This window comes from Synechococcus sp. CCY9201 (assembly GCF_034931105.1).
GTDB lineage: Bacteria > Cyanobacteriota > Cyanobacteriia > PCC-6307 > Cyanobiaceae > CBW1002.
In genome coordinates this window covers 1-25628 of the sequence record NZ_JAYGIC010000060.1, presented here as the reverse complement: position 1 = coordinate 25628, position 25628 = coordinate 1, and the positions used below count along the sequence as shown (strand labels likewise).

At 67.9% G+C, this 25628-nt stretch carries 26 protein-coding genes; 12 read left to right on the top strand and 14 right to left on the bottom strand.

All coding sequences use genetic code 11. The features are described 5' to 3' along the window. Positions 1-289 precede the first annotated feature (289 nt). The 3 genes from VB716_RS06020 to VB716_RS06010 are packed head-to-tail and all read right to left on the bottom strand — an operon-like array spanning position 290 to position 1109. Positions 290-502, bottom strand: coding sequence for a hypothetical protein (locus VB716_RS06020; RefSeq protein ID WP_197171331.1), 213 nt, complete (start codon positions 500-502; stop codon positions 290-292). After that, on the bottom strand, positions 496-723 hold the full coding sequence (locus VB716_RS06015) for a hypothetical protein (protein WP_322757913.1): 228 nt from the start codon (positions 721-723) through the stop codon (positions 496-498). The genes VB716_RS06020 and VB716_RS06015 overlap by 7 nt, the downstream gene beginning before the upstream one ends. Further along, positions 687-1109 (bottom strand): hypothetical protein, encoded by a 423-nt coding sequence (locus VB716_RS06010; protein ID WP_322757914.1) that lies wholly within the window; start codon positions 1107-1109, stop codon positions 687-689. Before VB716_RS06010 ends, VB716_RS06015 begins: the two co-directional genes overlap by 37 nt. Before the next feature lie 138 nt (positions 1110-1247). Between VB716_RS06010 and VB716_RS06005 the strand changes: the two genes are divergently transcribed. Further along, positions 1248-2900: a radical SAM protein gene (locus tag VB716_RS06005; protein WP_323269996.1), complete on the top strand. Its 1653-nt coding sequence runs from the start codon at positions 1248-1250 to the stop codon at positions 2898-2900. An 18-nt stretch (positions 2901-2918) separates the two neighbouring features. Here the strand turns inward: VB716_RS06005 and VB716_RS06000 are convergent, their stop codons facing one another. Together VB716_RS06000 and purU are read right to left on the bottom strand one after the other, a co-directional pair. Further along, positions 2919-4274 carry an O-antigen ligase family protein gene (locus tag VB716_RS06000; protein ID WP_323269995.1) on the bottom strand — a complete coding sequence of 452 codons (1356 nt, stop codon included), beginning with the start codon at positions 4272-4274 and terminating at the stop codon, positions 2919-2921. Beyond that, positions 4274-5161 (bottom strand): formyltetrahydrofolate deformylase, encoded by an 888-nt coding sequence (purU, locus tag VB716_RS05995; RefSeq protein ID WP_323269994.1) that lies wholly within the window; start codon positions 5159-5161, stop codon positions 4274-4276. Before purU ends, VB716_RS06000 begins: the two co-directional genes overlap by 1 nt. Before the next feature lie 109 nt (positions 5162-5270). Between purU and psbQ the strand changes: the two genes are divergently transcribed. Both psbQ and VB716_RS05985 read left to right on the top strand, forming a co-directional pair. Further along, entirely contained in the window at positions 5271-5777 is a 507-nt protein-coding gene (gene psbQ, locus VB716_RS05990) for a photosystem II protein PsbQ (protein WP_197157768.1), read from the top strand. A gap of 5 nt (positions 5778-5782) precedes the next feature. Then, positions 5783-6964 (top strand): FAD-dependent oxidoreductase, encoded by a 1182-nt coding sequence (locus VB716_RS05985; RefSeq protein WP_323269993.1) that lies wholly within the window; start codon positions 5783-5785, stop codon positions 6962-6964. Between the two features lie 83 nt (positions 6965-7047). Here VB716_RS05985 and dnaK read toward each other — a convergent pair whose 3' ends face one another. Then, positions 7048-8961: a molecular chaperone DnaK gene (gene dnaK, locus VB716_RS05980; RefSeq protein WP_323269992.1), complete on the bottom strand. Its 1914-nt coding sequence runs from the start codon at positions 8959-8961 to the stop codon at positions 7048-7050. Between the two features lie 146 nt (positions 8962-9107). On the opposite strand from dnaK, the gene VB716_RS05975 reads away from it, so the two are divergent. From VB716_RS05975 to VB716_RS05960, 4 genes are all read left to right on the top strand, one after another. Continuing rightward, positions 9108-10061, top strand: coding sequence for a shikimate dehydrogenase (locus VB716_RS05975; RefSeq protein WP_322757919.1), 954 nt, complete (start codon positions 9108-9110; stop codon positions 10059-10061). A 36-nt stretch (positions 10062-10097) separates the two neighbouring features. After that, positions 10098-10565: a Tic20 family protein gene (locus VB716_RS05970; protein ID WP_197171317.1), complete on the top strand. Its 468-nt coding sequence runs from the start codon at positions 10098-10100 to the stop codon at positions 10563-10565. A gap of 113 nt (positions 10566-10678) precedes the next feature. Further along, positions 10679-11038 carry a 30S ribosomal protein S6 gene (gene rpsF, locus VB716_RS05965; protein ID WP_197157793.1) on the top strand — a complete coding sequence of 120 codons (360 nt, stop codon included), beginning with the start codon at positions 10679-10681 and terminating at the stop codon, positions 11036-11038. Positions 11039-11182: 144 nt separating this feature from the next. Beyond that, positions 11183-11869, top strand: coding sequence for a hypothetical protein (locus VB716_RS05960; protein WP_197171315.1), 687 nt, complete (start codon positions 11183-11185; stop codon positions 11867-11869). Here the strand turns inward: VB716_RS05960 and VB716_RS05955 are convergent. Both VB716_RS05955 and VB716_RS05950 read right to left on the bottom strand, forming a co-directional pair. Then, positions 11808-13019 (bottom strand): argininosuccinate synthase, encoded by a 1212-nt coding sequence (locus VB716_RS05955; RefSeq protein WP_322757920.1) that lies wholly within the window; start codon positions 13017-13019, stop codon positions 11808-11810. The two genes, VB716_RS05960 and VB716_RS05955, sit on opposite strands and share 62 nt — an antisense overlap. Positions 13020-13037: 18 nt before the next feature. Then, entirely contained in the window at positions 13038-13274 is a 237-nt protein-coding gene (locus VB716_RS05950) for a hypothetical protein (protein ID WP_323269991.1), read from the bottom strand. A 301-nt stretch (positions 13275-13575) separates the two neighbouring features. On the opposite strand from VB716_RS05950, the gene VB716_RS05945 reads away from it, so the two are divergent. From VB716_RS05945 to VB716_RS05935, 3 genes are all read left to right on the top strand, one after another. Beyond that, complete coding sequence (locus VB716_RS05945) at positions 13576-13860, top strand: DUF3134 family protein (RefSeq protein ID WP_197157799.1); 285 nt, start codon at positions 13576-13578, stop codon at positions 13858-13860. 81 nt (positions 13861-13941) lie between these two features. Further along, positions 13942-15045, top strand: coding sequence for a phospho-N-acetylmuramoyl-pentapeptide-transferase (gene mraY / locus VB716_RS05940; RefSeq protein WP_323270003.1), 1104 nt, complete (start codon positions 13942-13944; stop codon positions 15043-15045). Between the two features lie 44 nt (positions 15046-15089). Next, positions 15090-15338: a hypothetical protein gene (locus tag VB716_RS05935; RefSeq protein WP_197157802.1), complete on the top strand. Its 249-nt coding sequence runs from the start codon at positions 15090-15092 to the stop codon at positions 15336-15338. Positions 15339-15354: 16 nt separating this feature from the next. On the opposite strand, the gene VB716_RS05930 is transcribed toward VB716_RS05935, so the two are convergent. Beyond that, positions 15355-15522 (bottom strand): cytochrome B6, encoded by a 168-nt coding sequence (locus VB716_RS05930; protein ID WP_197157804.1) that lies wholly within the window; start codon positions 15520-15522, stop codon positions 15355-15357. A gap of 59 nt (positions 15523-15581) precedes the next feature. Between VB716_RS05930 and purT the strand changes: the two genes are divergently transcribed. Both purT and VB716_RS05920 read left to right on the top strand, forming a co-directional pair. Further along, positions 15582-16844, top strand: a complete 1263-nt coding sequence (gene purT / locus VB716_RS05925) for a formate-dependent phosphoribosylglycinamide formyltransferase (RefSeq protein ID WP_323248424.1) — start codon at positions 15582-15584, stop codon at positions 16842-16844. A gap of 111 nt (positions 16845-16955) precedes the next feature. Beyond that, a complete protein-coding gene (locus VB716_RS05920; RefSeq protein WP_323269990.1) occupies positions 16956-18065 on the top strand; it encodes an LCP family protein in 1110 nt (369 codons plus the stop codon). Between the two features lie 47 nt (positions 18066-18112). On the opposite strand, the gene VB716_RS05915 is transcribed toward VB716_RS05920, so the two are convergent. From VB716_RS05915 to VB716_RS05895, 5 genes are all read right to left on the bottom strand, one after another. Next, positions 18113-19378: a DUF389 domain-containing protein gene (locus tag VB716_RS05915; protein WP_231605470.1), complete on the bottom strand. Its 1266-nt coding sequence runs from the start codon at positions 19376-19378 to the stop codon at positions 18113-18115. Positions 19379-19385: 7 nt separating this feature from the next. After that, complete coding sequence (locus VB716_RS05910) at positions 19386-21647, bottom strand: HAD family hydrolase (RefSeq protein ID WP_323269989.1); 2262 nt, start codon at positions 21645-21647, stop codon at positions 19386-19388. 351 nt (positions 21648-21998) lie between these two features. After that, a complete protein-coding gene (locus VB716_RS05905) occupies positions 21999-23537 on the bottom strand; it encodes an alpha/beta hydrolase family protein (RefSeq protein ID WP_197171304.1) in 1539 nt (512 codons plus the stop codon). Positions 23538-23628: 91 nt separating this feature from the next. Further along, positions 23629-24576, bottom strand: a complete 948-nt coding sequence (locus tag VB716_RS05900) for a phospholipase D-like domain-containing protein (protein ID WP_323269988.1) — start codon at positions 24574-24576, stop codon at positions 23629-23631. A gap of 242 nt (positions 24577-24818) precedes the next feature. After that, on the bottom strand, positions 24819-25628 hold an 810-nt coding region (locus VB716_RS05895; RefSeq protein WP_323269987.1), incomplete at its 5' end, for an FUSC family protein.

Sequence of the window (25628 nt, the reverse complement as noted above, 5' to 3'; positions counted from 1 at the left end):
CTCCATCGACTGCATTACCAAGAAGGTGTTGCCTGCGCGAAATCCAGCGCCAAGCGCAACATGCTCACCATACCGACTTTGGCCATCTCCATGCAAGCTATCCAGGCGCACCTGCAACCCTTCTGACTTCCGTAAACAAAGCACGACTGACTGCGTTACCTCAGCATTGAGCCCGGCCAAGGAGAGACTCGAATCCTCCATTATCGCAAGTTCATCATCAGCGCAAAGGCGCCTGTTGACGGGCTGAGTAAATCCAGGCAGACAGGCGCTGTCGTGTCGCTGAGCAGGCTCAGAGAATCAAGGGCTGGGCAACGAAGTCGGCAGCAGCGAGAGTGCCGTCAGGATTGGGATAATTGGCAAAACCCACGGTCACATCGCCATACTGGGAGTTAGCGGTGGTGAGCACACTGGGAACGCAGGAATCGCTCTTCACCACGTCCAGATCGCGCCAGCGGGCTTTGGCTTTGAAAGCCTCGGAGGACTTGCGTTTGACCGTCACCACGGAGGCGGCAGGCAGGCGGTACTTACCATTATCAGTCGAGCAATGGTGTAGGAGCCATCTCCATTCTCCCAGATGCCATAGGCCGTATGGGTGATATCCAGACCCAAGTCGGGGAAGCGGATGTTGATCTGCCGGCCGCTGTCCAGATCCACAAGAAAGGCGGTGGAGACAAGGCTGTAACCCGTCAGGGAATCGGCGGAAGCGATGTCGCAGTTGCCCACGGCCAACCCCCCATCCACGCTGTGGACAAAGGTGTAGGAGCTGCTTCACCGCTGCAGGTCTGACCCTGAAAGCTGCGGTAGCCGGAACTGGTGGAGCCATCAATGGCACCGGTATAGAGAAAGCCCACGGTGTTGGGATCCTCCCCCGAGGCCGACCCGCCGCTGACATTGCGCGTGTAAGCCCCCACCAGATCGACCAGACCACCACCGAGGTTGTCGGGGCCATACACGCTGGTGCCATTGACATTGGTGAAGGGCCCAGTCTCGGGAACCTCGATCGTGTACCAGGTGCCGGAACCACTCACACCATCGCGTTGCACCGGGTCGAGGGGACCCTCGTAGACAAGACCAACGGAACCCGGGCCGGTGGCGCAGAAACGTGACATTGGCCTGATTCTGGGTGGGGTTGTACTCAAACGGTGAGATCACCTGCAGTTTCGGCATGACAGACACCCGCTCAGCAGCCCCCGCTCTAGCCAGGCCAAGCAACCGGCACCAGGGATCCGTGAGACTGATCGATTGGCATGCCCCTCCCCCTGAACCAGGAAACCCTGCTGTTCGAGCCCGCCCAGCCCGTCGCCGGTGCCCTGCGGGCCGTGCTGGCCTTCCCCAGCACCTACTCCGTGGGGATCACCAGCCTGGGCTACCAGGTGGTCTGGGCGACCCTGGCGCGGCGCCCGGACGTGGATGTGCGGCGCCTGTTCACGGATCGCAGTGACCCACCCCACCGCCATGGCGACCTGTTCGGCCTGTCGTTGAGCTGGGAGCTGGACGGGCCGGTGCTGCTGGATCTGCTGGAGCAGCAACGCATCCCTCTCTGGGCCGAGCAGCGCGGCGAGAGTGATCCGATCGTGTTCGGCGGCGGACCGGTGCTCACTGCCAACCCGGAGCCGCTGGCGCCCTTCTTCGATGTGGTGCTGCTCGGCGATGGCGAGGAGCTCCTGCCGGCCTTCATCGATGCCGTGCAGCAGCATCGGGATCGACCCCGGGCGGAGCGGCTGCGGGCCCTGGCCCAGGTGCCGGGGATCTACGTGCCCAGCCTCTATGTCCCCCGCTATGCAGCCGGCGGTGAGCTGCTGGCGGTGGAGCCGATCGAGGCGGGCGTGCCGTCCACGGTGGCCAAGCAGACCTGGCGGGGCAACACCCTCAGCCACTCCACGGTGATCACCCCGGAGGCCGCCTGGCCCGACATCCACATGGTGGAGGTGGTGCGCAGCTGCCCCGAACTCTGCCGCTTCTGTCTGGCCAGTTACCTCACCCTGCCCTTCCGCACGCCATCGCTGGACGACGGCCTGATCCCGGCGGTGGAGAAGGGTCTGGCGGTGACGAAGCGCCTGGGGCTGCTGGGGGCTTCGGTGACGCAGCATCCCCAGTTCCCGGAGCTGCTGCAGTGGCTGGATCAGGACCGCTTTGAGGGCACCCGGGTGAGCGTCAGCTCGGTGCGGGCCGCCACGGTGACCGCCGAGCTGGGGCGCATCCTGGCGAAGCGGGGCAGCAAGTCGCTGACGATCGCGATCGAGAGCGGCAGCGAGCGGATGCGGGAGGTGGTCAACAAGAAACTTTCCACCGAGGAGATCGACGCCGCGGCTCGCTACGCCCGAGAGGGTGGCCTGAGCGGCCTGAAGCTCTACGGCATGGTGGGCCTGCCCAGCGAGGAGGAGGCCGATGTGGAGGCCACCGCCGCCCTGATGCTGGCGCTGAAAAAGGCGACCCCGGGGCTGCGGCTGACCCTGGGGGTGAGCACCTTCGTGCCCAAGGCCCACACCCCGTTCCAGTGGCAGGGCGTGCGGCCGGAGGCCGAGAAACGGCTCAAGCTGCTGGCCAAGCGGCTCAAGCCCAAGGGGATCGAGCTGCGGCCGGAAAGCTATGGCTGGAGCGTGATCCAGGCCCTGCTGTCGCGCAGCGACCGGCGGCTCGCGCCGGTGATCGCCGCCGCCCGCGGCAGTCACGACAGCCTGGGGGGCTGGAAGAAGGCCTACCGGGCGGCGCAGGCAGGCGAACTGGAGCCGGCTGCTGGTTCGCCGCTGCCACGGCCACCGGCCTGGGAGGAGGTGGTGCACGCCGAATGGGAACCGGGCCGGGTGCTGCCCTGGGTGCATCTGCAAGGTCCCCTGCCTGAAGCCACCCTGCAGCGGCACCGGCAGGACGCACTGCCCAGGCAGGAGGCCATCGCCTGAACCCGCTCCGACCAGGTCTCAGTGGGACGCCGGCGGGCGGCCCACCTGGGACAGCCCGGCCAGCAGCACCCAGCCGGCCACATTGATGCGGCTGTCATAGAAGGGCATATCCGTGGCATGCAGGGCCACCAGCACCAGGGTCGCCGTCCACCAGGCCCGCTCGAACAGGCTGGACGCGGCCATGCCGCGCCAGGCGGCACGCAGCATCAGCCAGAGCACGAAGCCCACCAGCAGCACCGCCACTGGCAGCCCGTGGCTCACGGCCAGATCGATCGGCAGATTGTGGGGATGGCCATGCCACTGGCCCGTGCGCAGTGGATAGATCAGGCTGAAGGCCGCCGCGCCCCAGCCGAGCCAGGGGCGTTCGCCGATCAACTCCAGGGCCACACCCCACTGGGCCAGCCGGGTGGAGGCCTGCACCCGATCGCCGCTGTGCTCCAGATCGCTGAGTCGGCCCCAGATCGATTCGGGCACCAGGTGGCGCAGGGGCTCCTGCACCACGTCGGGCACCCCGGGCACGCTGGCCAACCCCACCACCAGCACCAGCAGGGTCAGCAGGGGCAGCAGCCACAGCCAGCTGGCCGGCCCCACCACCAGCGGCACCGCCAAGACCAGAGCACCCCAGGCGTTGCGGGAATCGGTGAGGTAGACGGCCGCCACCACACCTGCCGCCATCAGCAGGGCCAGAGCCAGCAGGATGCCGGCAGACCGGGATGGCACGCCGCCACCAGCGGGATCCCGCAGCCCCTGGCGCCAGCGCTGCCAGGTCTCGAGCAGCGCCGCCAGTTGCAGAGGCCAGGCCAGGGCCAGCCAGGAGCCGGCGATGTTGGCGTAGTCGAACAGGCCGGCCAGACGATCTTCCGGGCTGCCGCCTGCCTTGAGGTGCCAGATGATCAGACCACCCAACACCTGAAACGGGCCGCTCCAGCCAAACCAGAGCTGGCCCAGGCCGGTGATCACCACGGGCACGGTGCCGGCCACCAGCCACAGGGCCACCCGCCGCCGGGCCGCCGGCGTGGCCAGATAGGGCTGATAACCCCAGAACGCCCAGAAGAACGGCAACCAGTTGCCCAGTCCCACCCAGGCCAGGGCACCACTGCGGGCCCCGAAGCAGCCGGCCACCATCAGCAGGGCGATCAGCAGCAGCACCCGATTGCTCCCGTCCTGCCAGGGCGAGGAGCGACCACGGCTCCCCTGGATCAGGGCCACGAACAGCAGCAATCCCCCCAGGAAGGCACTGCTGGCCAACAGAAACAGACCCAGCTGGAAACATCGCCAACCCAGGGGTGACGCGTCAGCGGGTCGATGACGGAGCAGGTGCGCATCGAGCGCGGCCAGGCGAATCGCGGCCAACGGCCTCAGATCAGTTGCCATCAATCGAACACGGCCGTGCGGCCGCGATAGACCATCACCTGACGGCGCAGATGCAGGCGCAGCGCCCGCGCCAGGGCGAGCCGCTCGGTGTCGCGCCCCTTGCGGATCAGATCGTCCACATCGTCGCGGTGGCTGACGTGCACGGTGGCCTGCTCAATGATCGGGCCGCCGTCGAGATCCTCGGTAACGTAGTGGGCGGTGGCGCCGATCAGCTTCACGCCCCGCTCCCAGGCACGGTGATAGGGCTGCGCCCCCTTGAAGGCCGGCAGAAAGGAGTGGTGGATGTTGATCACCTGCCGCTGGACCGTTGCCCCGGAGCGTCCCCCGCCCATGAACCCCTCGAGCCAGGCCGGGCTGAGCACCTGCATGTACTTGGCCAGCACCACCAGCTCAATGCCGTGCTGCTCCAGCAGCGCCAGTTGCTGAACCTCCACCTCGGCCTTGGTCTCCGCCGTCATCGGCAGATGGACGAACTGAACCCCGAAGCCTTCGGCCACCTGCCGCAGATCCGGATGGTTCGACACCACCAGCGGCACCAGCATCGGCAGCTCGCCGGCCCGGGTGCGCCAGAGCAGATCCACCAGGGCATGGTCCTGCTTGCTCACGAAGATCGCCACACGGGGCGTTTCATCGGAGAAGTGCACCTGCCCCTCCCCCCCCAGCCGCTCGGCCAGGGCCAGCACCGCGGGCGTGATCGCTTGCCGCGGCAGCCCGAAACCGTCCAGCGCCCACTCGATCCGGCTGAGGAACAGGCCGGCACCGGCATCGGTGTGGTGATCGGCGTGGCGGATGTTGCCGCCGTTGGCGGCCACCCAGCCGGAGAGCTCGCTCACCAGGGCCGGACGGTCCGGACAGATGACCTGGAGGATGGCCGTGGGGGAGCTCATGCCGGCGCGAAGGGCGGAACCGCAATTGTGCCGAGCGGAACGCCGATCTCCGCCGACAGGGGCCACGGGTAAAATCACGCCGCATTGAACGCCCGGTCGGCGAATTCCCATGGTTGCTGCCAGCACTGCCTCCAGAACGGGTGTCTTCGACCTGCTGCGCCGCCTCGTGATGATCGGCGTGGCCCTGGTGCTTTCGGTGTCGCTGGCGGCCTGCGATGGCGGCCAGAGCCGCAAGGCCCCCAGCATCAGCCCGGCGGACATGGCCCTGATCACCCGTCAGGCCGAGGGCTTCCTCGCCGCCAAGGATCGCTTGCCTGAGCTGGCCAATCTGGTCAACCAGCGCGACTGGGTCTTCACCCGCAACCTGATCCACGGACCCATGCAGGAAGTGGGCCGCGAGATGCTCTACATCAACCAGCGCCTGCTGCCCGCCGACCGGGCCGAAGCCGGCAAGCGCGCCGACCAGCTCAAGAGCGCCCTGGCCCAGCTCGATGAGGCCGCCCGCCTCCAGGACGGCGAGCGGCTGCGCAAGTCGTACATCCAGGTGGCCAGCGGCTTCGGCTCCTATGCCGAAGTGATTCCTGCCCCAGCTCTCGACGCCGCCGAGCAGGCCTGACCCGCTTGCACCAGGCCAGCACCTGCGGGGCCCGCCGCGCTGACGTGATCGTCATCGGGGCGGGCCTTGTTGGTGCATCCACCGCCTGGTGGCTGCAGCAGCAGGGCCATGCCGTCGTTCTGATCGATCCCGCCCTGGCTGGGCCCAAGGGGAGTGAGGTCGGCAAGCCTGACCCAGCGGTTCGCAGTGGCAGCCGCGCGGCCCTGGGGCTGCTGATGGCCGATGTCGCACAGCGCAGCAGTGGCCGGGGCTGGCGCCTGCGGCAGCGCAGCCGCATCCTCTGGGACCTTTGGTGCCGGCAGCTGGCGGAGGCTGGCTGGCCTGTGCCACGCCGTCCGGGCCTGCTGGTGCTGGCCGGTGATGCCGAGACCCAGGAGCGCCAGCAGCGGCTGGTGCTGGAGCGGCAAAAGCGAGGGGTGCCGCTGGAGTGGTGGGAGCGGCCGCAGCTGGAGCGGCTGGATCCGTTGGTGCCCGCCGCCGCCCTGGGCGGGCTGTACTCCCCCCGCGATGGCCAGATCGATCCGATCGCCGCCCTGGGGGCCCTGCTGGGGGATGGTCTGCGGCAAGGAGTGCAAGGACTGGCCGACCGGGTGCTGCGCCTGGAGCAACTGGTGAACGGGGGCTGGAGCGCCGTGCTCGCCGGCGGCGACCACCACCGGGCCGACTGGGTGGTGATCGCCGCCGGCCTGGGATCGGCGGGGCTGCTGCGCCAGGTGCCAGAGCTCGCGGGGGCTGCTGCAATCCCGCCGCTCGAGCCGGTGCTGGGCCAGGCCCTGGAGCTGGAACGGGGCCCAGACGCGAACGATGAAGCCCTGTGGAGCTGGCCGGGAGCGGTGGTGTGGCGCGGCCTCAACCTGGTGCCCCGGCCCGATCTGGCCGGTGGTCGGCGCTTCTGGCTGGGCGCCACCCTGGAGCCGGGAGAGCGGGCCGATCCGCTGGCCCTGGAGCGGTTGCGCAGCCTGGAAGGGGAGGCACCCCCGTGGCTGCAACAGGCACAGCTCCTGCACAGCTGGCAGGGGTGCCGTTGCCGTCCCCAGGGCAAGCCGGCACCCCTGCTGGAAGCCCTCGCAGACGGCCTGCTGCTGGTGAGCGGCCACTACCGCAACGGCGTGCTGCTGGCGCCGGCCACCGCCGAATGGGTCGCCCAGCAGCTGGAGCCAGCAGCGCTGCCGGCGGCTGGGGCCTGACCACCAGCCAGCAAAAAGCCCCCCAAGTGGGGGGCTGAATCAGGGAGCAGATCGGAATCGGAGCGGCAGGGCCGCCCGCAGGCTCACTTGCTCTCGGTGAATTCGGCGTCGATCACATCGTCGCTGGTGGCGGCGGAGGCTCCGTTGGAACCGGACGCCCCGTTGCCACCGGGGGCCTCGGCGCCTGCTTCAGCGCCCGCCTGCTGGTACACAGAGGCACCGGCGGCGTAGAGGGCCTGCTGGAGCTGCTCGAGGGTGCTCTTCATGGTGTCGTAATCCTCCTTTTCGATCGCTTCCTTGAGCGTCTTGGAGAATCCCTCCACCTTGGCCTTGTCGTCGGCACTCACCTTGTCGCCCAGCTCACCGAGTTGCTTCTCGGACTGGTAAACCAGGGTTTCGGCCTGGTTCTTGAGGTCGATGCGCTCGCGCTTCTCCTTGTCGGCGGAGGCGTTCGCTTCGGCGTCCTTGACCATCTTCTCCACCTCGTTATCACTGAGGGTGGAGGCGCCGGTGATCGAGATGCTCTGCTCTTTGCCGCTGCCCTTGTCCTTGGCGGTGACGCTGAGGATGCCGTTGGCGTCGATGTCGAAGGTGACTTCGATCTGGGGCACGCCGCGGGGAGCGGGGGGGATGCCATCGAGGCGGAAGGTGCCGAGCGACTTGTTGTCGCTGGCCATCTCGCGCTCCCCCTGCAGCACGTGGATCTCCACGTTGGTCTGCCCATCCACGGCGGTGGAGTAGGTCTCCGACTTCTTGGTGGGGATGGTGGTGTTGCGGGTGATCATCTTGGTCATCACGCCACCGAGGGTCTCCACACCCAGCGAGAGCGGCGTGACGTCCAGCAGCAGGATGTCCTTCACCTCACCGGCGAGCACACCGCCCTGGATGGCGGCACCCACGGCCACCACCTCATCGGGGTTGACGGTCTGGTTGGGGTCTTTTCCGGTGACCCGCTTGACCAGCTCAAGAACGGCGGGGATACGGGTGGAGCCGCCCACCATCACCACTTCGTCGAGCTCTGAGGAGGAGAGCTTGGCGTCCTTGAGGGCCTGCTCCACCGGCACGCGGCAGCGGTCGATCAGCTTGCTGGCCAGCTCCTCGAACTTGGCGCGGGTGAGGGTGAGATCGAGGTGCTTGGGACCTTCAGGGGTGGCCGTGATGAACGGCAGGTTGATCTCACTCTGGGTGGCGCTGGAGAGCTCGATCTTGGCCTTCTCGGCGGCCTCGGTGAGGCGCTGCAGGGCCTGCTTGTCCTGACGCAGGTCGATGCCCTCGTTCGACTTGAAGCTGTCGGCGAGGTAGTCGACGATCACCTTGTCGAAGTCGTCGCCACCCAGGTGGGTATCACCGGAGGTGGAGAGCACCTCGAACACACCGTCACCCACCTCCAGCACCGACACATCGAAGGTGCCGCCGCCCAGGTCGAACACGAGGATGCGCTCGTTGCTCTTCTTGTCGAGGCCATAGGCCAGAGCCGCGGCCGTGGGCTCGTTGATGATGCGCAGCACCTCAAGGCCGGCGATCTTGCCGGCGTCCTTGGTGGCCTGTCGCTGCGAGTCGTTGAAATAGGCGGGCACGGTGATCACCGCCTGGGTGACCGTTTCACCGAGATACTTGCCAGCATCTTCCGCCAGCTTGCGCAGCACCTGGGCACTCACTTCCTCAGGTGCGAACTGCTTGTTCAGCACCGGGCACTTCACCTTGACGTTGGAGCCGGCCTTCTCGACGCCATAACTCACTTCCTTCGATTCTTCGTTGACTTCATCGACACGGCGGCCGATGAAGCGCTTCACGGAATAGAAAGTGTTCTCCGGATTCATGACCGCCTGACGTTTGGCGATCTGACCGACCAGCTGATCCTGGTTCTTGGTGTAAGCCACCACCGAGGGCGTCGTGCGGAACCCTTCAGCGTTGGCGATCACCGTGGGCTTTCCGCCCTCCATCACGGCGACGCAGCTGTTCGTCGTGCCGAGGTCAATACCAACAACCTTTCCCATGGGTTCCCACCTCCTGAGTGGAGAATCAATTTCTGACTGAATGCATCTTCATCAGCGGGGCCTGGCCAAGGCGAGGTGTGGTTCCCGAACCGCTGCCGTACAGGGCCCTGTGAATCCCTACGGTCTGGGCCTCCGGCGCTGTCGCCATGGCCTCCATTTCCCGCTTCGCTCAGCCGATCAGCGGCAGCACCGCCCTGGTGGGGGTGCTGGGCGATCCGGTGCGTCACTCGCTCTCGCCCGTGATGCACAACGCCGCCCTGAAGGAGCTGGGGCTCGACTGGGTCTACCTGGCCCTGCCGACGCCGGCCGAGCACCTGGGGGAGGTGGTGCGGGGCCTCGAAGCGATGGACTGCCGCGGCCTCAACGTGACCCTGCCCCACAAGCAGGCCGTGGCCGGCCTGGCGAGCGAGCTCAGCGATCTGGCCCAGCGGGTGGGGGCCGTGAACACCCTGGTGCGCCAACCTGGCGGGGGCTGGCTGGGCACCAACACCGATGTGGAGGGGTTTCTGGCTCCCCTGCGCCAGGACGGAGCAGACATCTGGCGAGGACGCCGCGCCGTGGTGCTGGGCTGCGGCGGCAGCGCCCGGGCCGTGGTGGCGGCCCTGGTGGAGCTGGGGCTGGAGAGGATCGACTTGCTGGCACGCCGCCCCGAGGCCCTGACCAGCTTCGTGGCCACCTGCCTGGGCTGGGCGCCACAACTGCAGCCGCTGGCGTGGGCCAGCGGCGCCGGGATCGATGGCGGCAGTGGTGTTGATGGCGCCGCGGCCCTGGAGGCCCTGGAAGCCGCCGACGTGGTGGTGAACACCACGCCGATCGGCATGGCCTCTGCAGCGGCAGGCGCCACGGAGCTCTCCCCCCTCAGCGCCGCCGAGCTGGAGGTGCTGAGGCCAGGGGCCACCGTCTACGACCTGATCTACACGCCGCGGCCGACGCGGTTGCTGCAGCAGGCGACAGCCCGCGGCTGCCGGACCCTGGACGGACTGGAGATGTTGGTACAGCAGGGAGCCGCCGCGCTGCGGCTCTGGAGTGGCCACGAAACAGTGCCTGTGGAGGCCATGCGCGAGGCCGCCCTGACCCACCTGGCCGGACGCTGCCCGTAGCTTGGGCATCAGCCCTCCTCCGGACCCGCCCCCGCCATGCAAGGCCCACCGATCTGGCAACGGCTTCTGGCTGCCCTGCTCTATGCGCTGCCCTGGGCCGATGCCGTTCCCTTCGGACGCGCTCTGTTTGGCCTTTTCCCAGCCTTGCAATGGCTCACCCTGCCGGCGCTTCCTCTGGCGCTGTTGCAGAACCAGATCCCCTTCGGCGGCTTTCTCCTGTTTCTGGTGCTGTTCCTGGCGGTGGTCCGCAATCCACAGGTGCCTTACCTGATCCGCTTCAACGCGTTGCAGGCGATCCTGATCGACATCGTGCTGATCCTGATTTCGCTGGCTTTCAACGTGTTGCTGGCACCTCTCGGCGGCGGCTTCGCCCTGCGCACCCTCAGCAACACCATCTTCCTTGGCACGCTGGTTCTGGTGCTGTTCGCCGTGATCCAGTGCCTGCGGGGCAAGGAAGCCGACATCCCCAGCCTCTCCGAGGCGGTGCGGATGCAGCTCCACTGAGTCGGCGCCCAGGACCAGAAAGGGTGCGCTGATAGAATGGTCAATCCGTCGCTGAAGGTCTTGCCAAAGTCCCTTCAGCCCATGCCCGACGCGGCGATTCCCGACAGGCGACCATGACGCAGCCTTATTACGAAACCATGTACATCCTCCGTCCGGACATTCCGGAAGAGGAGGTGGAAACCCATGTGACCAAATACCGCGACCTCGTGACCGAGGCTGGTGGCGAGGTGCTCGACTGCCAGATGCGCGGCAAGCGCCGTCTGGCCTATTCGATCGCCAAGAACCGCGAAGGCATCTACGTCCAGCTCAATCACAACGGTGACGGACAGCAGGTCGCCCCCCTGGAGCGTGCGATGCGCCTCTCGGAAGATGTGATCCGCTATCTCACCGTCAAGCAGGATGGTCCCATGCCCGCGCCCCGGAGCACGACCGGTGCCGCTGGCGAGCCTCAGGAACAACCCGCCGGCGCCTGAAGCCTGCCTGTCTTCCGACAGCTCCGCGATGAACTTCAGCCCCGGCTCTGGCCGGGGCTTTTCCATGGGCTGGCGGCGACAGGGCCACAGCTCCACCGTTCGCCATGTCTTGTAATGGTCCCAGGAGGCCAGTAAGGTCGCGCCATGGAGCCGGATCGTTCCCACCCTCCGCATCTGCCGCCCGATCCGCCACAGGCTGGTGGGCCTCTCTCGACCTGGCAGCAGACGGTCAGCCCGCAGCAGATGCAGCAGCAGGCCTGGCAACAGCAGATGCTGGAGCGGGAACTGGCCAGCACCCGCGCGGAGCTCGAGGCGATGCAGGAGCTTCTGCAGGAACTGCCGGAGATCTTCGAGCGAAAATTTCAACAACGGCTCCAGCCCCTGCTCGCCCACCAGCAGCGGCTCCTCAGCGAAAACGAAGGACTGCGCTCCCAGATGCGTCTGCTGCAGCCAGCTGAGTCCGTGGTGACTGGCGATCCCGCCAACGCAACACCCTCAACCCCTCCCACGCCTCTCCCTGGACCGACAGCAGCCAATCCCGCAGAGGTGGCCCCACGGCCATCCCTGCAGTGGACACCATTTCAGGCGCGGGTGGGCTCTGGCCGACCCACAGCGTCTTCCTCATCGGATGCCGGGAAAGGGCCGGGGACAACGAGTGCCGCTGAGACAGCAGAGCCCGCACCGCTACTGCCCCAGCTGCCGCAACGGCCCCGCATCCCCCAGGCGGTCCGCCACGCCTTCAGTCTGAGCCGGCGGAACCGCAAGACGGTCAGCCGCCGGAGCGATGGCGGCCTGCCCACAAACGGGTCGGAAGACCCCAGACGTAAATGAAGCCCTCTGCGGCTCTGTGGTCGAACTGGTCTTCGGAGCCGTAGGTGGCCATATCCGGCACGTAGAGGCTGTCGCTGCTGCTGCTGCGGCCCACCACCGTGGCGTTGCCTTTGTGCAACCGCAGCCGCACCAACCCATTGACGCTGGACTGGGTGCGATCGAAGAAGCCGTCGAGGGCATCTTTGAGCGGGCCGAACCAGAGGCCCTGGTACACCAGATCGGCCCACTGCATTTCAAGCTGACGCTTGGTGCGCAGCACATCGGCGGCCAGGGTGAGGCTCTCGAGTTCCTGGTGGGCCCGGATCAGCAGCAGCAGGCCGGGGGTCTCGTAGATCTCACGGCTCTTGATGCCCACCACCCGGTTCTCGATCATGTCCAGCCGGCCGAAACCGTGGCCACCGGCGAGGGCATTGGCCTGGCGGATCAGGCTGACCGGATCGAGGCGGACGCCATCGATCGCCACGGGATTGCCCTGCTCGAAAGCAATCTCCACCAGCTGCGGCTCTGCCGGAGCCGCTTCCACCGAGCAGGTCATGGCGTAGATCTCCTCGGGAGGCTCCACCATCGGATCCTCCAGCGGACCGGCCTCGATCGAGCGGCCGAGCAGGTTGAGATCGATCGAATAGGGAGATCCCTTGCTCACGGGTGAGGGGATGCCGCAACGCTCGCCATAGGCGATGGTCTCTTCGCGGCTCATGCCCCACTCCCGGGCCGGGGTGAGCACCTTCAGATCAGGAGCCAGGGCACCGATGGCCACATCGAAGCGCACCTGGTCGTTGCCCTTGCCGGTGCAGCCATGGGCCACGGCATCCGCTCCCACCTCCCGAGCGATCTCCACCAGGCGACGGGCGATCAGGGGGCGGGCCAGGGCGGTGGAGAGGGGATAGCGACCCTCGTACAGGGCATTGGCCCGGATCGCCGGGAAGGCGAACTCGGTGATGAAGGGCTCGATCAGGTCGCCCACGATCGACTGGCTGGCTCCGGAATTGAGGGCCTTCTGGCGAATGGGCTCCAGTTCATCGCCCTGGCCGAGATCCGCGGCGAAGGTGATCACCTCCTCCACGCCCCACTCGTTCATCAGGTAGGGGATGCAGACGCTGGTGTCGACGCCGCCGGAATACGCCAGCACCGCCTTCTTGGCCCGACCCATCAACCCGTCTCCATGGACTTAGTCGCCCGATTCTCCCCCCTCACCGACCGGGGCCCCGTGCGGGGGGAGACGCCACTGCGCGGCGATCCACAGCGCCAGCCCCAGGGACGGGCTGAACAACAGCACGCCGATCAGCCAGGCACGCGGCACCAGCGCGGCGCTCCAGTGCTGGCCGGCCGCGACCAGCAGGGCGCTGAGGGCCAGGGCCAGGGTCCAGAGGGGCAGCACCGAGGCGAGCTTGCTGCTGAGGGCCATGGGGGCAACGAGGGGGGCGAACGCCGGGAGAACGGCCAGATCCAGGATGCCGCTTCTGCGCCAGAACAGCTGCACAGGAACGACTGAAGAAGAGCCGCTCCACCGAAAACTGCTTCAACGACGCCACTGGAGCAGAACCCGGGCACCGCGGAGCCTGTGGACCCGAAACCAGTCCGGCCGAACGGCTGGGCTGCAAAGCCGGGGGGTTGATCCAAAGGGTTGATCCAAGGGGTTGATCGGGACGATCGATCAGCTGGCAGCTAAGGTGTCTGATTGGCCATTGAAGAGTCCGCGCGACGGCATGAGTGATCTCGCCTCCACCTCCGGCACCCTGACGGGATCGCTGGACAGCATCAACCCCTCGCTGACCCGCTACCGCCGCGTGGACCCGGCTCCGGTGCTGCCCTTGCGGGATGAGCCCGATCTGCTCAGCTGGCTGGAGACCACCGGCCGGCTCGTGGCCGACGAGGAAACCGCCAGCACGGAAGTGAGCACGGTGGAGGAGGAGGAACTCTCCGCCCTGATGGGCGAGAAGGAGGACTACAACGCGGCCGACGACCAGAACGACGAGGCCTGGGAGGACTGAAGCCCCGGGCCGCTCCGGCAAGCAGCCAGTGCTGCGGGAACCAGCGCTGCGGGAAACTGAGCGCCCTCTCCCGCCGTGTCCGTGACAGCCGCCAGTCCTGCCGATCGCTCCAGGCCGCGCACCGCCAGAACGGCAGCAGCCGTGCTCAGCCTGGTGCTGCTGGGCGCCTGCCTGCTCAGCGACGCCCTGGTGGCCAACTCGATGCTGAGTCTGCCCCTGGTGGTGGCCCTGGCGATCAGCGCTCTGACCACCGCCTGGGGCGTACCTCGATTGCGCCGGCTCAAGCTCGGCCAGGTGATCCGCGAGGAAGGGCCGCAGGGTCATCTCAGTAAGGCCGGCACCCCCACCATGGGGGGCCTGCTGGTGGTGCCGGTGGGGGTCCTGGTGGGAGGCCTGGTGAGCCCTGAGGACCCCAGGCTGCTGGCGATAGCCGCCATCACCCTGGCCTACATGGCGATCGGCGCCGTCGACGACTGGCGCAGCCTCACCAGGCTCACCAACACCGGCCTCACCCCCCGCGGCAAACTGATGCTGCAGGCCGGTGCGGCCCTGCTGTTCCTGCTCTGGGCCGCCCAAGGCCAGTGGCTCGGCGGCGCCGACGGCGGTGACATCGCCCTGCCCTTCGGCTGGATTCTGCCCCTGGGGCTGCTGATCTGGCCCCTGGGCCTGTTCGTGTTCCTGGCGGAGAGCAACGCCACCAACCTCACCGATGGTCTCGATGGGCTGGCGGCGGGCTGCGGCGCGGTGGTGTTCACCGGCATGGGCCTGCAACTGATGCTGCGGGGCCATGAAGGGGATCCGGCCCTGGCGGCCTTCTGCGTGGCGATGGCCGGTTGCTGGCTCGGCTTCCTGGCCCACAATCGCCATCCGGCCCGGCTGTTCATGGGGGACACGGGCTCCCTGGCCATGGGCGCGGCGCTCACGGCCGTGGCCCTGCTGAGCAACAGTCTCTGGCCGCTGCTGCTGATGGGGGGCGTGTTCCTGGCGGAATCGCTGTCGGTGATCCTGCAGGTCTGGGTGTTCAAGGCCACCAAGGGTGCCGATGGCCAGGGCCGCCGCCTGTTTCGCATGGCACCGCTGCATCACCACTTCGAGCTGGGCGGCATCAGCGAACAACGGGTGGTGTTCAGCTTCTGGGGCGCAAGCTTGCTACTTGTGCTGATGGGCCTGGTGCTCCTGCCCTGAGCCCTCCATCCCTGAGCCCACCGTCACCCTCAACCGCACCCGTCATGGCCTATTTCACCTGGAAGGAACAAGGGCTCACCGGCGATTGCGCCAGCCTGGAGGCGATGGCAGCCCGTTTCGAAGAAGCGGCGGCCCTGATGCGCCGCATGGCAACCGAGGGCTTCCGGCTGGAACGCGACAGCACAGGCCAGCGGATCACCCATCCCGATCCGGCCGTGTTCGAGTCCTATGGCTTCATCAGTGAGGAGAAGCCGGAGCGGCAGCTCACGCTCATGTCCGGCCTGGAGAGCTGAAGCGCTGCAGAAGGCCTCAGCCGCGGCGCAGGTAGCCCACCACCCAGACCACCACAAAGGCCAGCGACGACAGGCCGAGGTAGACCAGCGCCCCCTGCTGCAAGGTGGCGATGTCCCAGCCGAACAGCAATCCACCGGCCGCATCGCCGGCGGTGCTGAAGGCCAGGGGGAGATCGGCGCGCATGGGGGAGAGTCCGCCGGAAGCGAAGGCGAGCCCCTCTCTAGCAGCGCCACCCCAGGCTCCTGCGACAGGCTGGACCGGCGGAGGCGAGGATCAAGGCCCACCAACCCAGCTCCCAAGGATCCCCCTCGATGCCCGATCCCCGCAGTGCCCCCTTCCCCCGCACCCTGATGCTGCTGGGCAGCGGTGAGCTGGGCAAGGAAGTGGCGATCGCAGCCCAGCGCCTGGGCTGCCGGGTGATCGCGGTGGATCGCTACCCGAACGCACCGGCCATGCAGGTGGCGGATCAGGCGGAGGTGGTGGCCATGGGCGACGCCGCGGCCTTGACGGCCGTCGTGCGGCGCCACCAACCCGATCTGGTGATTCCGGAGATCGAGGCGCTGGCTGTGGATGCCCTGGCCGCCCTCGAGGCCGAGGGCATCACCGTGATCCCCACGGCGCGGGCCACGGCCGTGACCATGAACCGCGACCGCATCCGCGACCTGGCCGCCGCTGAACTGGGCCTGCGCACAGCCCGTTTCGCCTACGCCGCCAGCGCCGAGGAGCTGGCGGCGGCCGCGGCTCCCCTGGGCTGGCCGGTGGTGGTCAAACCGGTGATGAGTTCCTCCGGCAAGGGGCAGAGCGTGGTGCAGGGTCCCGAGGGCATCGGCGCCGCCTGGGAGGCCGCCCTGGCAGGGGCGCGCGGGGCGGGAACCCGGGTGATCGTGGAGGAGTTCCTGCGGTTTGATCTGGAGATCACCCTGCTCACGGTGAAGCAGTGGCAGGGTCCAACCCTGTTCTGCCCGCCGATCGGCCATCTTCAGGAGCGGGGCGACTACCAGTGCAGCTGGCAGCCGGCGGCACTGGGACGCGAGCAGCTGGCGGCCGCGCAGGCCATGGCCAGGGCCGTGACCGACAACCTGGGCGGTGCTGGCCTGTTTGGCGTGGAATTCTTCCTCTGTGGCGAACCCGGTCGTGAGGAGGTGGTGTTCTCGGAACTCTCGCCACGCCCCCATGACACCGGGCTGGTGACCCTGGTGGGCCAGAACCTGAGCGAATTCGCCCTGCATCTGCGGGCGGTTCTGGGCCTGCCAATCCCGGAGATCCGCTCGCTCGGCCCCGCCGCCAGCCGGGTGATCCTGGCGCCGGGCAAGGCCAGCACGGTGCGCTACGACGGCGTCGCCGCAGCTCTGGCCGAGCCGGACACCGAGGTTCTGCTGTTCGGCAAGCCCGAGGCCCACCCGCAGCGACGCATGGGCGTGGCTCTGGCTCGGGGCGCAGATCTGACCGAAGCACGGCGGCGCGCCGATGCCGCAGCAGCCTGCGTGCGGGTGGGCGCCATCTGATCTGGGGACGGATTCCGGGCATGACAACGGACAGGAACCGCTCGGCAAAGCGCCTCAGGCCACTGGCCGGAAGCGAGCATCGCCCGTAAGGTGCGCCGATCAGGACCCACCATGAGCCAGGCCCAACCCACACCCCGTTCCAATCGGGAGGCCGCGGCCAGGGGCGCTGCCGCCATCACAGACCTCACCCGCCGGCGGCGCCAGCAACGCGCCAGCAAAGCGCTGGGTCCACCGGTCGATGGCAACCAGGCACGACCCGGCAACGCGAGAGTGGCCGAAGTCCAGACCGGCGCGGCGTCTGGTCGGCGCCGCCCACCCTTGCTGGCCTTCGGATTGGGTGCCGTTCTCGGCTATGCCCTGGCCGGTCCACTGCCCCACTGGATCACACCGGTGGTGGCAGGGCTGAAACAAGGATCGAGCAGTGTCACCAGCCTGATCAATCCTCTCGCCCAACAACGCCGGATCCTGGTGCTCGGGACCGATGCGGTGAGCGGCAGCACCGATGTGATGCTCACGGTCCAGGTCAAGGACGGCACCACCGAGCTCACCCAGGTGCCCCGCGACACCTACATCGAAACACCCGACTTCGGCGTCCAGAAAGCCAACGCCCTCTACGCCCTTGGCGGCCCTGAGGCGGTCAAGCGGGAACTGACCCAGCTGCTGGACGCGCCCGTGGACCACTACCTCAAGGTGAACCTGCGCGCCGTGCAGCGGCTGGCGGACGCCCTCGACGGCGTGGAGCTGGATGTGCCCAAGCGCATGTACTACGTGGACAACAGCCAGGGCCTCTACATCGACCTCTACCCCGGCGTGCAGGTTCTCAAAGGCGAGAACCTGGAGGGATTCCTCCGCTTCCGTCACGACGAACTCGGCGACATCGGCCGCCTCGAGCGCCAGAAGCTGGTGCTCTCAGCCGTGTTCCGCAAGCTGGTGCAACCCGGCACGGTGACCCGCCTGCCGGAGCTGCTCCGCATCGCCGGCGACGACATCCGCACGGACCTGTCTCCGGTGGATCTCGCCCGGCTGATGGGGTCGATGGCCACCACGAGGCTGAAGACCGAGCAACTGCCCGGCCACCTGTATTGGTACAACGATCTCAGTTACTGGATGCCCGAGCCTGGAGCAGGCCAAGGCGGCCAGGATGGGGCTGCTGCGGACGGCACCAGCGAGGGGGTTCGCGCCGCTGCCGAATTCCAGCCTTCAGGAGAGAGCCGCTACTGAGCAGCCGAGCGACCCTGACCAGCCAGCAGACAGCGGAGGGGACGGGTTCAGGGCTCCTGGTTCTTCGGCACGGATTCTGCTGAAGCACCATCGGACGAGCCGCCCACCTCGGACCCCACCGACGCTTCGGACGGGGGCGTGCTTTGTCGTTCTGACTCGTCCGGTACCGGAGGCGGTGCCGGCGGGGGCGGAATCCGCGGAATCGGAGCGTCGCCTTCCCGCAGGGGCGGCGGCGGAATCTCCGATCCGATCGGCAGTTTTTGCGAGGGGTTGGGCTTGGCCTCGGGACCCACCACCACAATGGCGGACTTCTGCACCACCAGCCGGTAGCGGATGGGTTGCTGGCTGTTGATGAACTTCTGCACCGCTGCCACTTGAGCCGGCGTCGGAAGCGTCGGATCGGTCACCCGCACATAGGCGCGGATCAGGGGAGGATTCTGGGCCCAGTCGATGTTCACACCCACCAGCTGGGCATCGCGGCCGAGGGTGATCGTGCGATTGCGTAGACTCTGCGCAATCGCTTGCTCCACCTGGCGCAGACTCGCCCCCTGGCGGGCCTGGCGCAACAGCCCGACCAGACTGCCGGTGAGGGGCACCAGCAGCAAGGCCGTCAGGCCCAGGCTGGTGAGGCCCAGCCGACTGCGCAGCAGCACCAGGCGGAAGCTGGGTTCAACCACAGCGAGGGCCACCAGCGCACCGCTGAGGATGCCCAGCAGGTTGGTCACAAACAGCAGACCGGCGCCGAGGGCGCTTCTGAAATCACCACTGGCCAGCACCAGGCCCATGCTGCAAACGGGCGGCACCAGCGCCACCGCGATCGCCAGGCCAGCCAGAGAGGAGACCGCATCACGGCGCAACTTGGCATAGATGGCCAGGGCACCGGCCACCAGGGCGATGGCCAGATCAAGCAGGTTGGGGTTGGTGCGGCTGAGTACTTCGCTGCCGTAGGTGGCGAAACCAAGCAGGCGCCCGATCCCCACAGACAGGATCACCGTGGTCGTCACCCCCAGCATCAAGGTGATCAAGGCCCGCAGCACCAGGTTGAAGCGGCCGCGCAGGATGCCGTAAGCGATCGCCTGGAGGGGCAGGATCCAGGGCGCCACCACCATGGCGCCGATCACCACGGCGGCGCTGTTGGAAAGCAGACCGAAGGTGGCGATCAGGCTCGCGCCCACCGAGAGCACGAGGAAAACCTGGCTGAGGCGTGCGTCAGCCTCAAACTCCCGGCGCAGTCGCTTCAGGAAGGGGTTGTCTGGGGCATCACCCCGTGACCATGCCGACGGGGCTTTGCGATCATCAAGATCTGGTGGCACGCCAGGCTCAGCGGCGCAGGAATCGATGGTGATCTAAACCATCCAGCAGGCCCCAGGCCTGGGGCTTTGAGGAGAAGTACACACGGCGGTGCCCCCTCAGGGATTCGAGCGAGGGATCATGGTCTTCAGGCACCACGCCGAAGGGCAGGCCCTGCAGCAGTTCCCCGTCGCCCTGCTGGCTGGCCCCCACCAGAATGCTGCTGAGCGGCAGCTTCCAGCGCAGCGCCACGTAGCGGATCGCTTCCGCCTTGGAAGCCGTGAGCGGCAGCACATCCAGGAACCAGTGCTGAAACACATGGGGCCTGGCCTGCAGGGCATGGTTGCGCAGGGCCTGCCGCACCAGCGGCAGGATGCCCTGATCAGGCTCCTGCAGCACATAGCTCACCTTGTAAGGCCCCTGCTCGCTCTCGTCCTGCAGGCAGAGGCGCGGCTCGAGCTCAGCCATGGCCGCAACCACCTCCTGGCGCTGCCAGCTGCGGCCGATCTGCTGCTGCCAGAGCGGATCCAGCACCAGGTCGGCGATCTCAAGGCCAGGTGCGGCCCACTCGCCGCCAGGCTCGACATCGCCCAGGCCCGGATCGCACCAGCCCAGCTCAGGACCAGACAGATCGCGGAAACGGATGTCAGTACCGGCCTGGGTGATCGTGACGCGAGGTGCCGGCAGATGCAGCTCGGCAAAGCGCTGGCAGGCCGCCTTGAAGGAACGGCCGCTGAACACACCCACCGACAGGCGAGGGTCAGCCTCCAGCCGACGGCGCAGCTCCACAAGGCTGGCGTCATCGGGCGAAGCCAGCAAGACATCGAGATCGAAGAGCAGCAGGCGCTGGGGCGGAGCCAAGCGTCTGGGGGGAACCACCATGGGACCGGATGTTCCCGGCACACTGGCATCGGAGCTGGCGGCAGCAGCGGAGTGTCGCACCACTTCGGCATGGCGAGCGGCAGCGGCAGCGGCCTCACCCAGGTAGCTGCAGACATGGGCATTCCAGCTGAAGTGGCGGCTGACCGCTTCGATGCCGTTCTCCGACCAGCGACGCCAGAGCAGGGGACTCGCCAGGCTTGCCTCCAGCGCCTGCTGCAGGGCATCGAGATCGGAGACGTCCACCAGCAGACCGCTGTCGGTGCGGCTGAGGATGTCGCGGGGGCCGCCATCATCGGTGGCCACGATCGGCAGGCCACAGGCCGCCGCCTCCAGCAGGGTGAGACCGAAGGGCTCGGTGAGCGCAGGATTGACGAAGACGCCGCCCAGCTGGGCCGCCCAGCGGTAGAAGGCCGGAATCTGGTCGCGTCGGTGTTGCTTCGGATAGGCCACCTGGCCGTAGAGATCGAAGCGGTCCACCTGCTCGAACACCTGCTGGAACACCTCGCGCTGCTGTTTCTCCAGCTCACGGGGGTCGTCGCGGCAGCCGAGCACCAGCACCAGATTGTGGTTCTTGCGTAGGTGCTCGGAGCGGCCGAACACCTCCACCAGGGCCGGGATGTTCTTGCGGTGATCGGCACGGCAGATGGCCAGCACCGGAGGCTTGGCCGGATCGCGCAGAAAGGGCTGGAGCAACTGCTCGATCGCCGTTTCAACCTCACCGCTCAAGGGCGGCCGGAACTGGCGGGCGTCCACACCGGGAGGGATGACACGGGCCTGCTCCAGCCGGAAGCGGCCATAGCGGGCGTACTGCTGCTCCCGTTCCTGGCTGGTGCTGGTGACCACCATCGACGCATGGGCCAGGACCAGCTCCTCGGCATCGATGCGACGGGCCATGGCGTAGGTCTGATCGATCTGGCGAGGATCGAGACCGGAGAGCATCAGCCGGCGGCGCTTCTCACGTCCGAGCGAATGGCCCGTGAACACCAACGGGATGCCAAGCCGGCGCCTCAGCAAGGCCCCCACATACCCGGCATCGGCGTAATGGGCGTGGATCCAGTCCGGCAGGCGTGGCTGAGCCACCAGAACCTCCGTGAGGGCGTCGGCCAGCTCGTCGAGGTGGGGCCAGAGCAGTTCCTTGCGCAGATAGCGCGGCGGACCGAAGGGAAGGCGACGGATGGCGGCATCAGGCCCGATCGGCTCCAACGGCCGGGCGTAATCGGACGAAACGCGGCGGTCGCGGATCAGCCGGGTGACCACCTCGACCCGCTCCACCTCGGGCCGTGCTGCCATTGCCCGGGCCAGTTCCAGCACGTAGGTGGTCTGGCCACCGGTATCGGGATCACGACCCAGCTCCAGGTCATGACCTCGAAACAGACCGTGCAGATGCAGGTGGAGGATGTTGAAACCCATGGCGGCCCCGAAGTGGTGGACAAACGGGTGAGCAGTGGTCGATGACCACGGCGTCAGGGGTGGTCAATGACCACGGCGTCAGCCGTGACAAGAGGGTGGAAGTGATTGAGTACGTAAGGGATCCATAGCCAACTTTTCGGAATCACGCTGCAGGGAAAACCGGCCAAGCGCAGGCGCAGCATGGCTGCATCGGGCACAGATCCCGCACGAGTACGGCATCAGGCCGCCCGGCCACGCAAGGGCACCGGCCCAGCCCTGTCAGCGTTCACAGACAAAGAATGGGCTCCGCCGCACCGAGGACACCCAGCCGAGGCTGCCCACCGCAGGTGGAGTGTGGTCTGGCTGCGACGCTCAGCGCTGCAACGGAAGCACGCTGGTGGTGGCATCCACCAGCGGCTTGTCAGCATCCCCCCAGCCGTCGGCTGGAAGCAGGGGCGGAGCACCGGGAGCCGGCCGCACGTTGGGACCGGCGGCATAGGCCCCGTTCACCCAGCCCAGCAACAGACCCCGGAGTGGGCCGCCATCGCCAGTCGCTGGTCCACGCAGGTTGAAATGGTCGCCGCCACCGGCCACCACCAACTGATGCCCGGCCGGGCGCGAGCGACTGAAGGGAGCGATCGCCTCGGGGCCGGCAGGCACAACCCAGTCACGGCTTCCGGTCACCAGCAGGGTCCGGGCCGACATGCCGGCGGAGCTTCCCTGATCAAACAGCAGAAAAAGGGGCGGACTCACCGCCGCCACGGCGATCACCCGTGGATCAGCCACGTTGGAGCGATCGGCGCTGCTGAGGAAGCTGCACTGGAGCACCCAGCTCATGTTGCGGTCGGGATCGTTGCGGTTGCGGCTCGGATCCTTGCTGTCGTTGCAGCTCTGATGCAACCGACTGCTGCTGGGCTTCAGCCCGGCCAGCTGCAGAGCGGTGGTGGCGCCCCAGGAGTGACCGATCACCACAGCGTTCTGAGTATCGGCTCCGGTGAAGCCATCGAGAATGGCCTTCACATCGAGCGGGCGCAGCCGCAGCTCCTCCGGGCTGGGGGGCTTCGCCTCTCCTGAGAGCATGGCCCGCTGCTGGTCGCGGTCGCTGCCCGGGTGGAGAGGCAGCACCACGGTGTAGCCGTGGCTGGCCAGGTGGCGCGCCCAGCCCTCGAAGCTCTCGGGAGCATCCCAGAGGCCGTGGGAGATCACCACCAGCTGGCCATTGCCCCCCTGGGAGGGCTTGAACAGCACCACGTTCAGGGGTTCAGGGCGATAGGACACCGGCAGGGTGAAGCTGCTGCGCACCGGGGTGAAGGCACCAGGCGCGGAGAGGGCTGGATCCTGGGTTGCGGGCGGGAGGTCGCGCACCAGCTCCACGGCGGGGGCCTGCTGCTTCTGCAGCCGACGGGCTGCCGACAGAGCCTTCCCCAGGTCCACAGTCACGGAGTCGCCGGGCAAGGCACGCAGCAGGGACAGCAGGGTGAGCTGCCCGCCGGAGGCCGCCTGCCGCACAGCCTCTGCCAGCTGGTCCCCGCCGATGTCGGCGCCCGCAGGCAGCCCCTCCACCTGGCCCAGGGCGGACACGGCGAGCAGCGCCTGGGTGAGCAGGGGCGTGCCGCTGGCCTGATCCACCACAGCCTCCACCTGCAAGGGCAGGGGGCGATTGAACACCTCCAGCAACTGCCGCCCCACGGCACCATTGGTGGCGCGATCAAGCTCAGCCAGATCGCTGCTGCCGCTCAGAAGTCTGGCCGGTTGCTCCAGCTCGCTGAGTTTGACGCTGAAGCTGGTCTCCATCAAGGGCAACTGCAGCACCACCGTTTCCAGGGAGCGGGCGGGAGCCGCAGCAGTGGCCAGGGCCAGCCCGGCCGCCAGCCAGCCGATGCGACGAAGCCGGACACGGGAAACGCGCATCGGAGGGGAGGAGGTCGGGAGGGAAAGGCCTGCAGGGAATTGTGATCCATCCGACCCCGGCAACAGCAACCGGCGCCACAGGCTGCCGGGGTCAGGCTGCCGGGGTCAGACGCCGGAAATCCTTGACGAACTGGCGACCGAGCTGGGCCACGATGGTGGGATCGTCCTCGATCAGACCCATCTCCCGGTTCAGGGTCGCCGAGTCGGGGGAGAGGCTGATCGAGCCCACATAGGCGAGGCGCCCATCCACCCGGGCGGCGCGGGCATGCATGTAGGGCGCATCGAAGCTCTCGAGCGGCCCGCTGGTGCGCACCCGCACGCCGGCGGCCGCGAGGGCCTGGATCGATGCGGTGTGCTGGCGGTTCTGCTCCTCACTGGCGCCGTTCACCTGTACCGGGGTGATCAGACGCACGATCACCCCGCGGGCCACCGCCGCCACCAGTTCGCTCTCGAGGGCCGCATTGCCCAGCTCCTCGGTGTACACATCCAGCCGCCGCTCGGCCTGCTGGTAGAGATCCGCCATGCCGGAGGCGGCGTTGCGCGGTGCGATCAGCAGCTCCGGCGGCTCCACTGGGGGAGTGGGATTGAAGGCGGGCGGTTCCTGTCCCACCGGGGCCGAATAGGCCCAGTCGTTGGCGAAGAGGCGGCGGATCGTGCGCAGCACGGTGGGATCGGTGCTGCTGAGGGCGAAATCGCGGTACTGGGCGAAGGTGGTGGAGTCGAGGCAGGCGGAGCCGTACACCAGCAGCTTCGAATCGATCAGGATCGTCTTGGGAAAAGAGCGCGGAAAGATCGGATTGCTGAGGTGCAGCTCCCCGCCGGCGGCCACGAACTCCGCCGCCAGGTTCTGCCGTTCCGGCTCCAGCGCCTCGTATTTGACCCGGTCCACGATCGCCCGCACCCGCACGCCGCGGTCCAGGGCATCCCGCAGGCCGGCCAGGATCTTCGGATCCTCCAGCACGCAGATCTCGATGCGGATCTGCCGCTCAGCCAGGGCGAAGGCCTTGCGGTAGATGCGCCGGCCATCCTCGGGCAGCACCTGCAGACGATCGAAGGGTTCCCCGGTGAGGGGATCACGGGAGGAATCGGCGGCATCGCCGCGGCTGCCTCGGGCGCCGGCGGCTCCGGCGGTGTCCCGAACGGGAAGAGGGCGGAGGAGGAAGAAGCGGAGCGGGCCCAGTCCGGCAAGGCGGGCCGGGGATCCGGCTCCAGGAAGGGCGCAGGGGAGAGGGACTCAAGCATGGACGAGGCCGGAGACACTCCTGCCACTGGGATCTCAGGCTAAGGAGCGCGGACCGGGCCGGCCAGGGCAGGCCGGGCCCCAGCGGGAAGCCTGCGCAGGCTGAGCAGGGCATCGCTGAGCATCAGCAGGCGGCTGCAGAGCAGCAGCTCGCCTTCGCCTGAGGGGGGCTGATCCTCCAGCTGGCGCTGCAGCCGCTGCCGCAGAGCCTGCAGATCCCGGCGGCTGCGGCGCCCATCGGAGCCGCAGGCAGAGGCGCGCAAGTGGGCCGCCCCACAGCTGATCAGGGGAGCCCAGGGGAAGGTGGCCGCGGCGGAGCCGGGCCCGGCCGCGGCAAGGATGGGGTGGAGATCGCGGGCACAGCTGAGCACCGTGCCGGCCTGGAGCAGCAGATCCTGCGCCAGGTTGAGGGGATCCTCGCCGCTGAGATGGAGCACCCCCTGCTCGGCCGCCAGCTGCGGCAGGCGCCGGCGCAGGCCATCGCGCCGCTCCCGCATCCGCAGATAGGGCTCCTCCGAGTGCTGGGTCAGGGCCACACGCTCGAGGGCATCGGCCAGGTCGAGCAGCCACTGGCGGCAGTCGGCCTGCCAGAGCAGCAGGCTGCGCTGGCTGTAGATGTGCCGCGACACGAGAATGCCGATCCCCACCCCCAGCAGGGTGGTGACCGTGCGGAACAGGGCATAGGGCCACCACTCGAGGCCGTGGTGGAGCAGGCTCCCCGCCACCACCTGCCCGCCCACGATGTAGCCGCTGCGCAGGCCCGCCGCGAAGCTGAACAGACGCACCAGGGTGAGCCCCCCGAAGATCGCCAGGGGCAGCGGTGCGCCGCCGAGGGCGCCGGCCGCGATCAC

Coding starts and splice junctions, on each gene's coding strand:
- VB716_RS05905 (WP_197171304.1), bottom strand. CDS start 23,537: ATGCGCGTTTCCCGTGTCCGGCTTCGTCGCATCGGCTGGCTGGCGGCC.
- dnaK (WP_323269992.1), bottom strand. CDS start 8,961: ATGGGAAAGGTTGTTGGTATTGACCTCGGCACGACGAACAGCTGCGTC.
- VB716_RS05920 (WP_323269990.1), top strand. CDS start 16,956: ATGAGCCAGGCCCAACCCACACCCCGTTCCAATCGGGAGGCCGCGGCC.
- VB716_RS06005 (WP_323269996.1), top strand. CDS start 1,248: ATGCCCCTCCCCCTGAACCAGGAAACCCTGCTGTTCGAGCCCGCCCAG.
- VB716_RS05910 (WP_323269989.1), bottom strand. CDS start 21,647: ATGGGTTTCAACATCCTCCACCTGCATCTGCACGGTCTGTTTCGAGGT.
- VB716_RS05975 (WP_322757919.1), top strand. CDS start 9,108: ATGGCCTCCATTTCCCGCTTCGCTCAGCCGATCAGCGGCAGCACCGCC.
- VB716_RS05970 (WP_197171317.1), top strand. CDS start 10,098: ATGCAAGGCCCACCGATCTGGCAACGGCTTCTGGCTGCCCTGCTCTAT.
- VB716_RS05945 (WP_197157799.1), top strand. CDS start 13,576: ATGAGTGATCTCGCCTCCACCTCCGGCACCCTGACGGGATCGCTGGAC.
- VB716_RS05930 (WP_197157804.1), bottom strand. CDS start 15,522: ATGCGCGCCGATCTCCCCCTGGCCTTCAGCACCGCCGGCGATGCGGCC.
- VB716_RS05955 (WP_322757920.1), bottom strand. CDS start 13,019: ATGGGTCGGGCCAAGAAGGCGGTGCTGGCGTATTCCGGCGGCGTCGAC.
- VB716_RS06000 (WP_323269995.1), bottom strand. CDS start 4,274: ATGGCAACTGATCTGAGGCCGTTGGCCGCGATTCGCCTGGCCGCGCTC.
- VB716_RS05960 (WP_197171315.1), top strand. CDS start 11,183: ATGGAGCCGGATCGTTCCCACCCTCCGCATCTGCCGCCCGATCCGCCA.
- psbQ (WP_197157768.1), top strand. CDS start 5,271: ATGGTTGCTGCCAGCACTGCCTCCAGAACGGGTGTCTTCGACCTGCTG.
- VB716_RS05950 (WP_323269991.1), bottom strand. CDS start 13,274: ATGGCCCTCAGCAGCAAGCTCGCCTCGGTGCTGCCCCTCTGGACCCTG.
- purU (WP_323269994.1), bottom strand. CDS start 5,161: ATGAGCTCCCCCACGGCCATCCTCCAGGTCATCTGTCCGGACCGTCCG.
- rpsF (WP_197157793.1), top strand. CDS start 10,679: ATGACGCAGCCTTATTACGAAACCATGTACATCCTCCGTCCGGACATT.
- VB716_RS05935 (WP_197157802.1), top strand. CDS start 15,090: ATGGCCTATTTCACCTGGAAGGAACAAGGGCTCACCGGCGATTGCGCC.
- VB716_RS06010 (WP_322757914.1), bottom strand. CDS start 1,109: ATGTCACGTTTCTGCGCCACCGGCCCGGGTTCCGTTGGTCTTGTCTAC.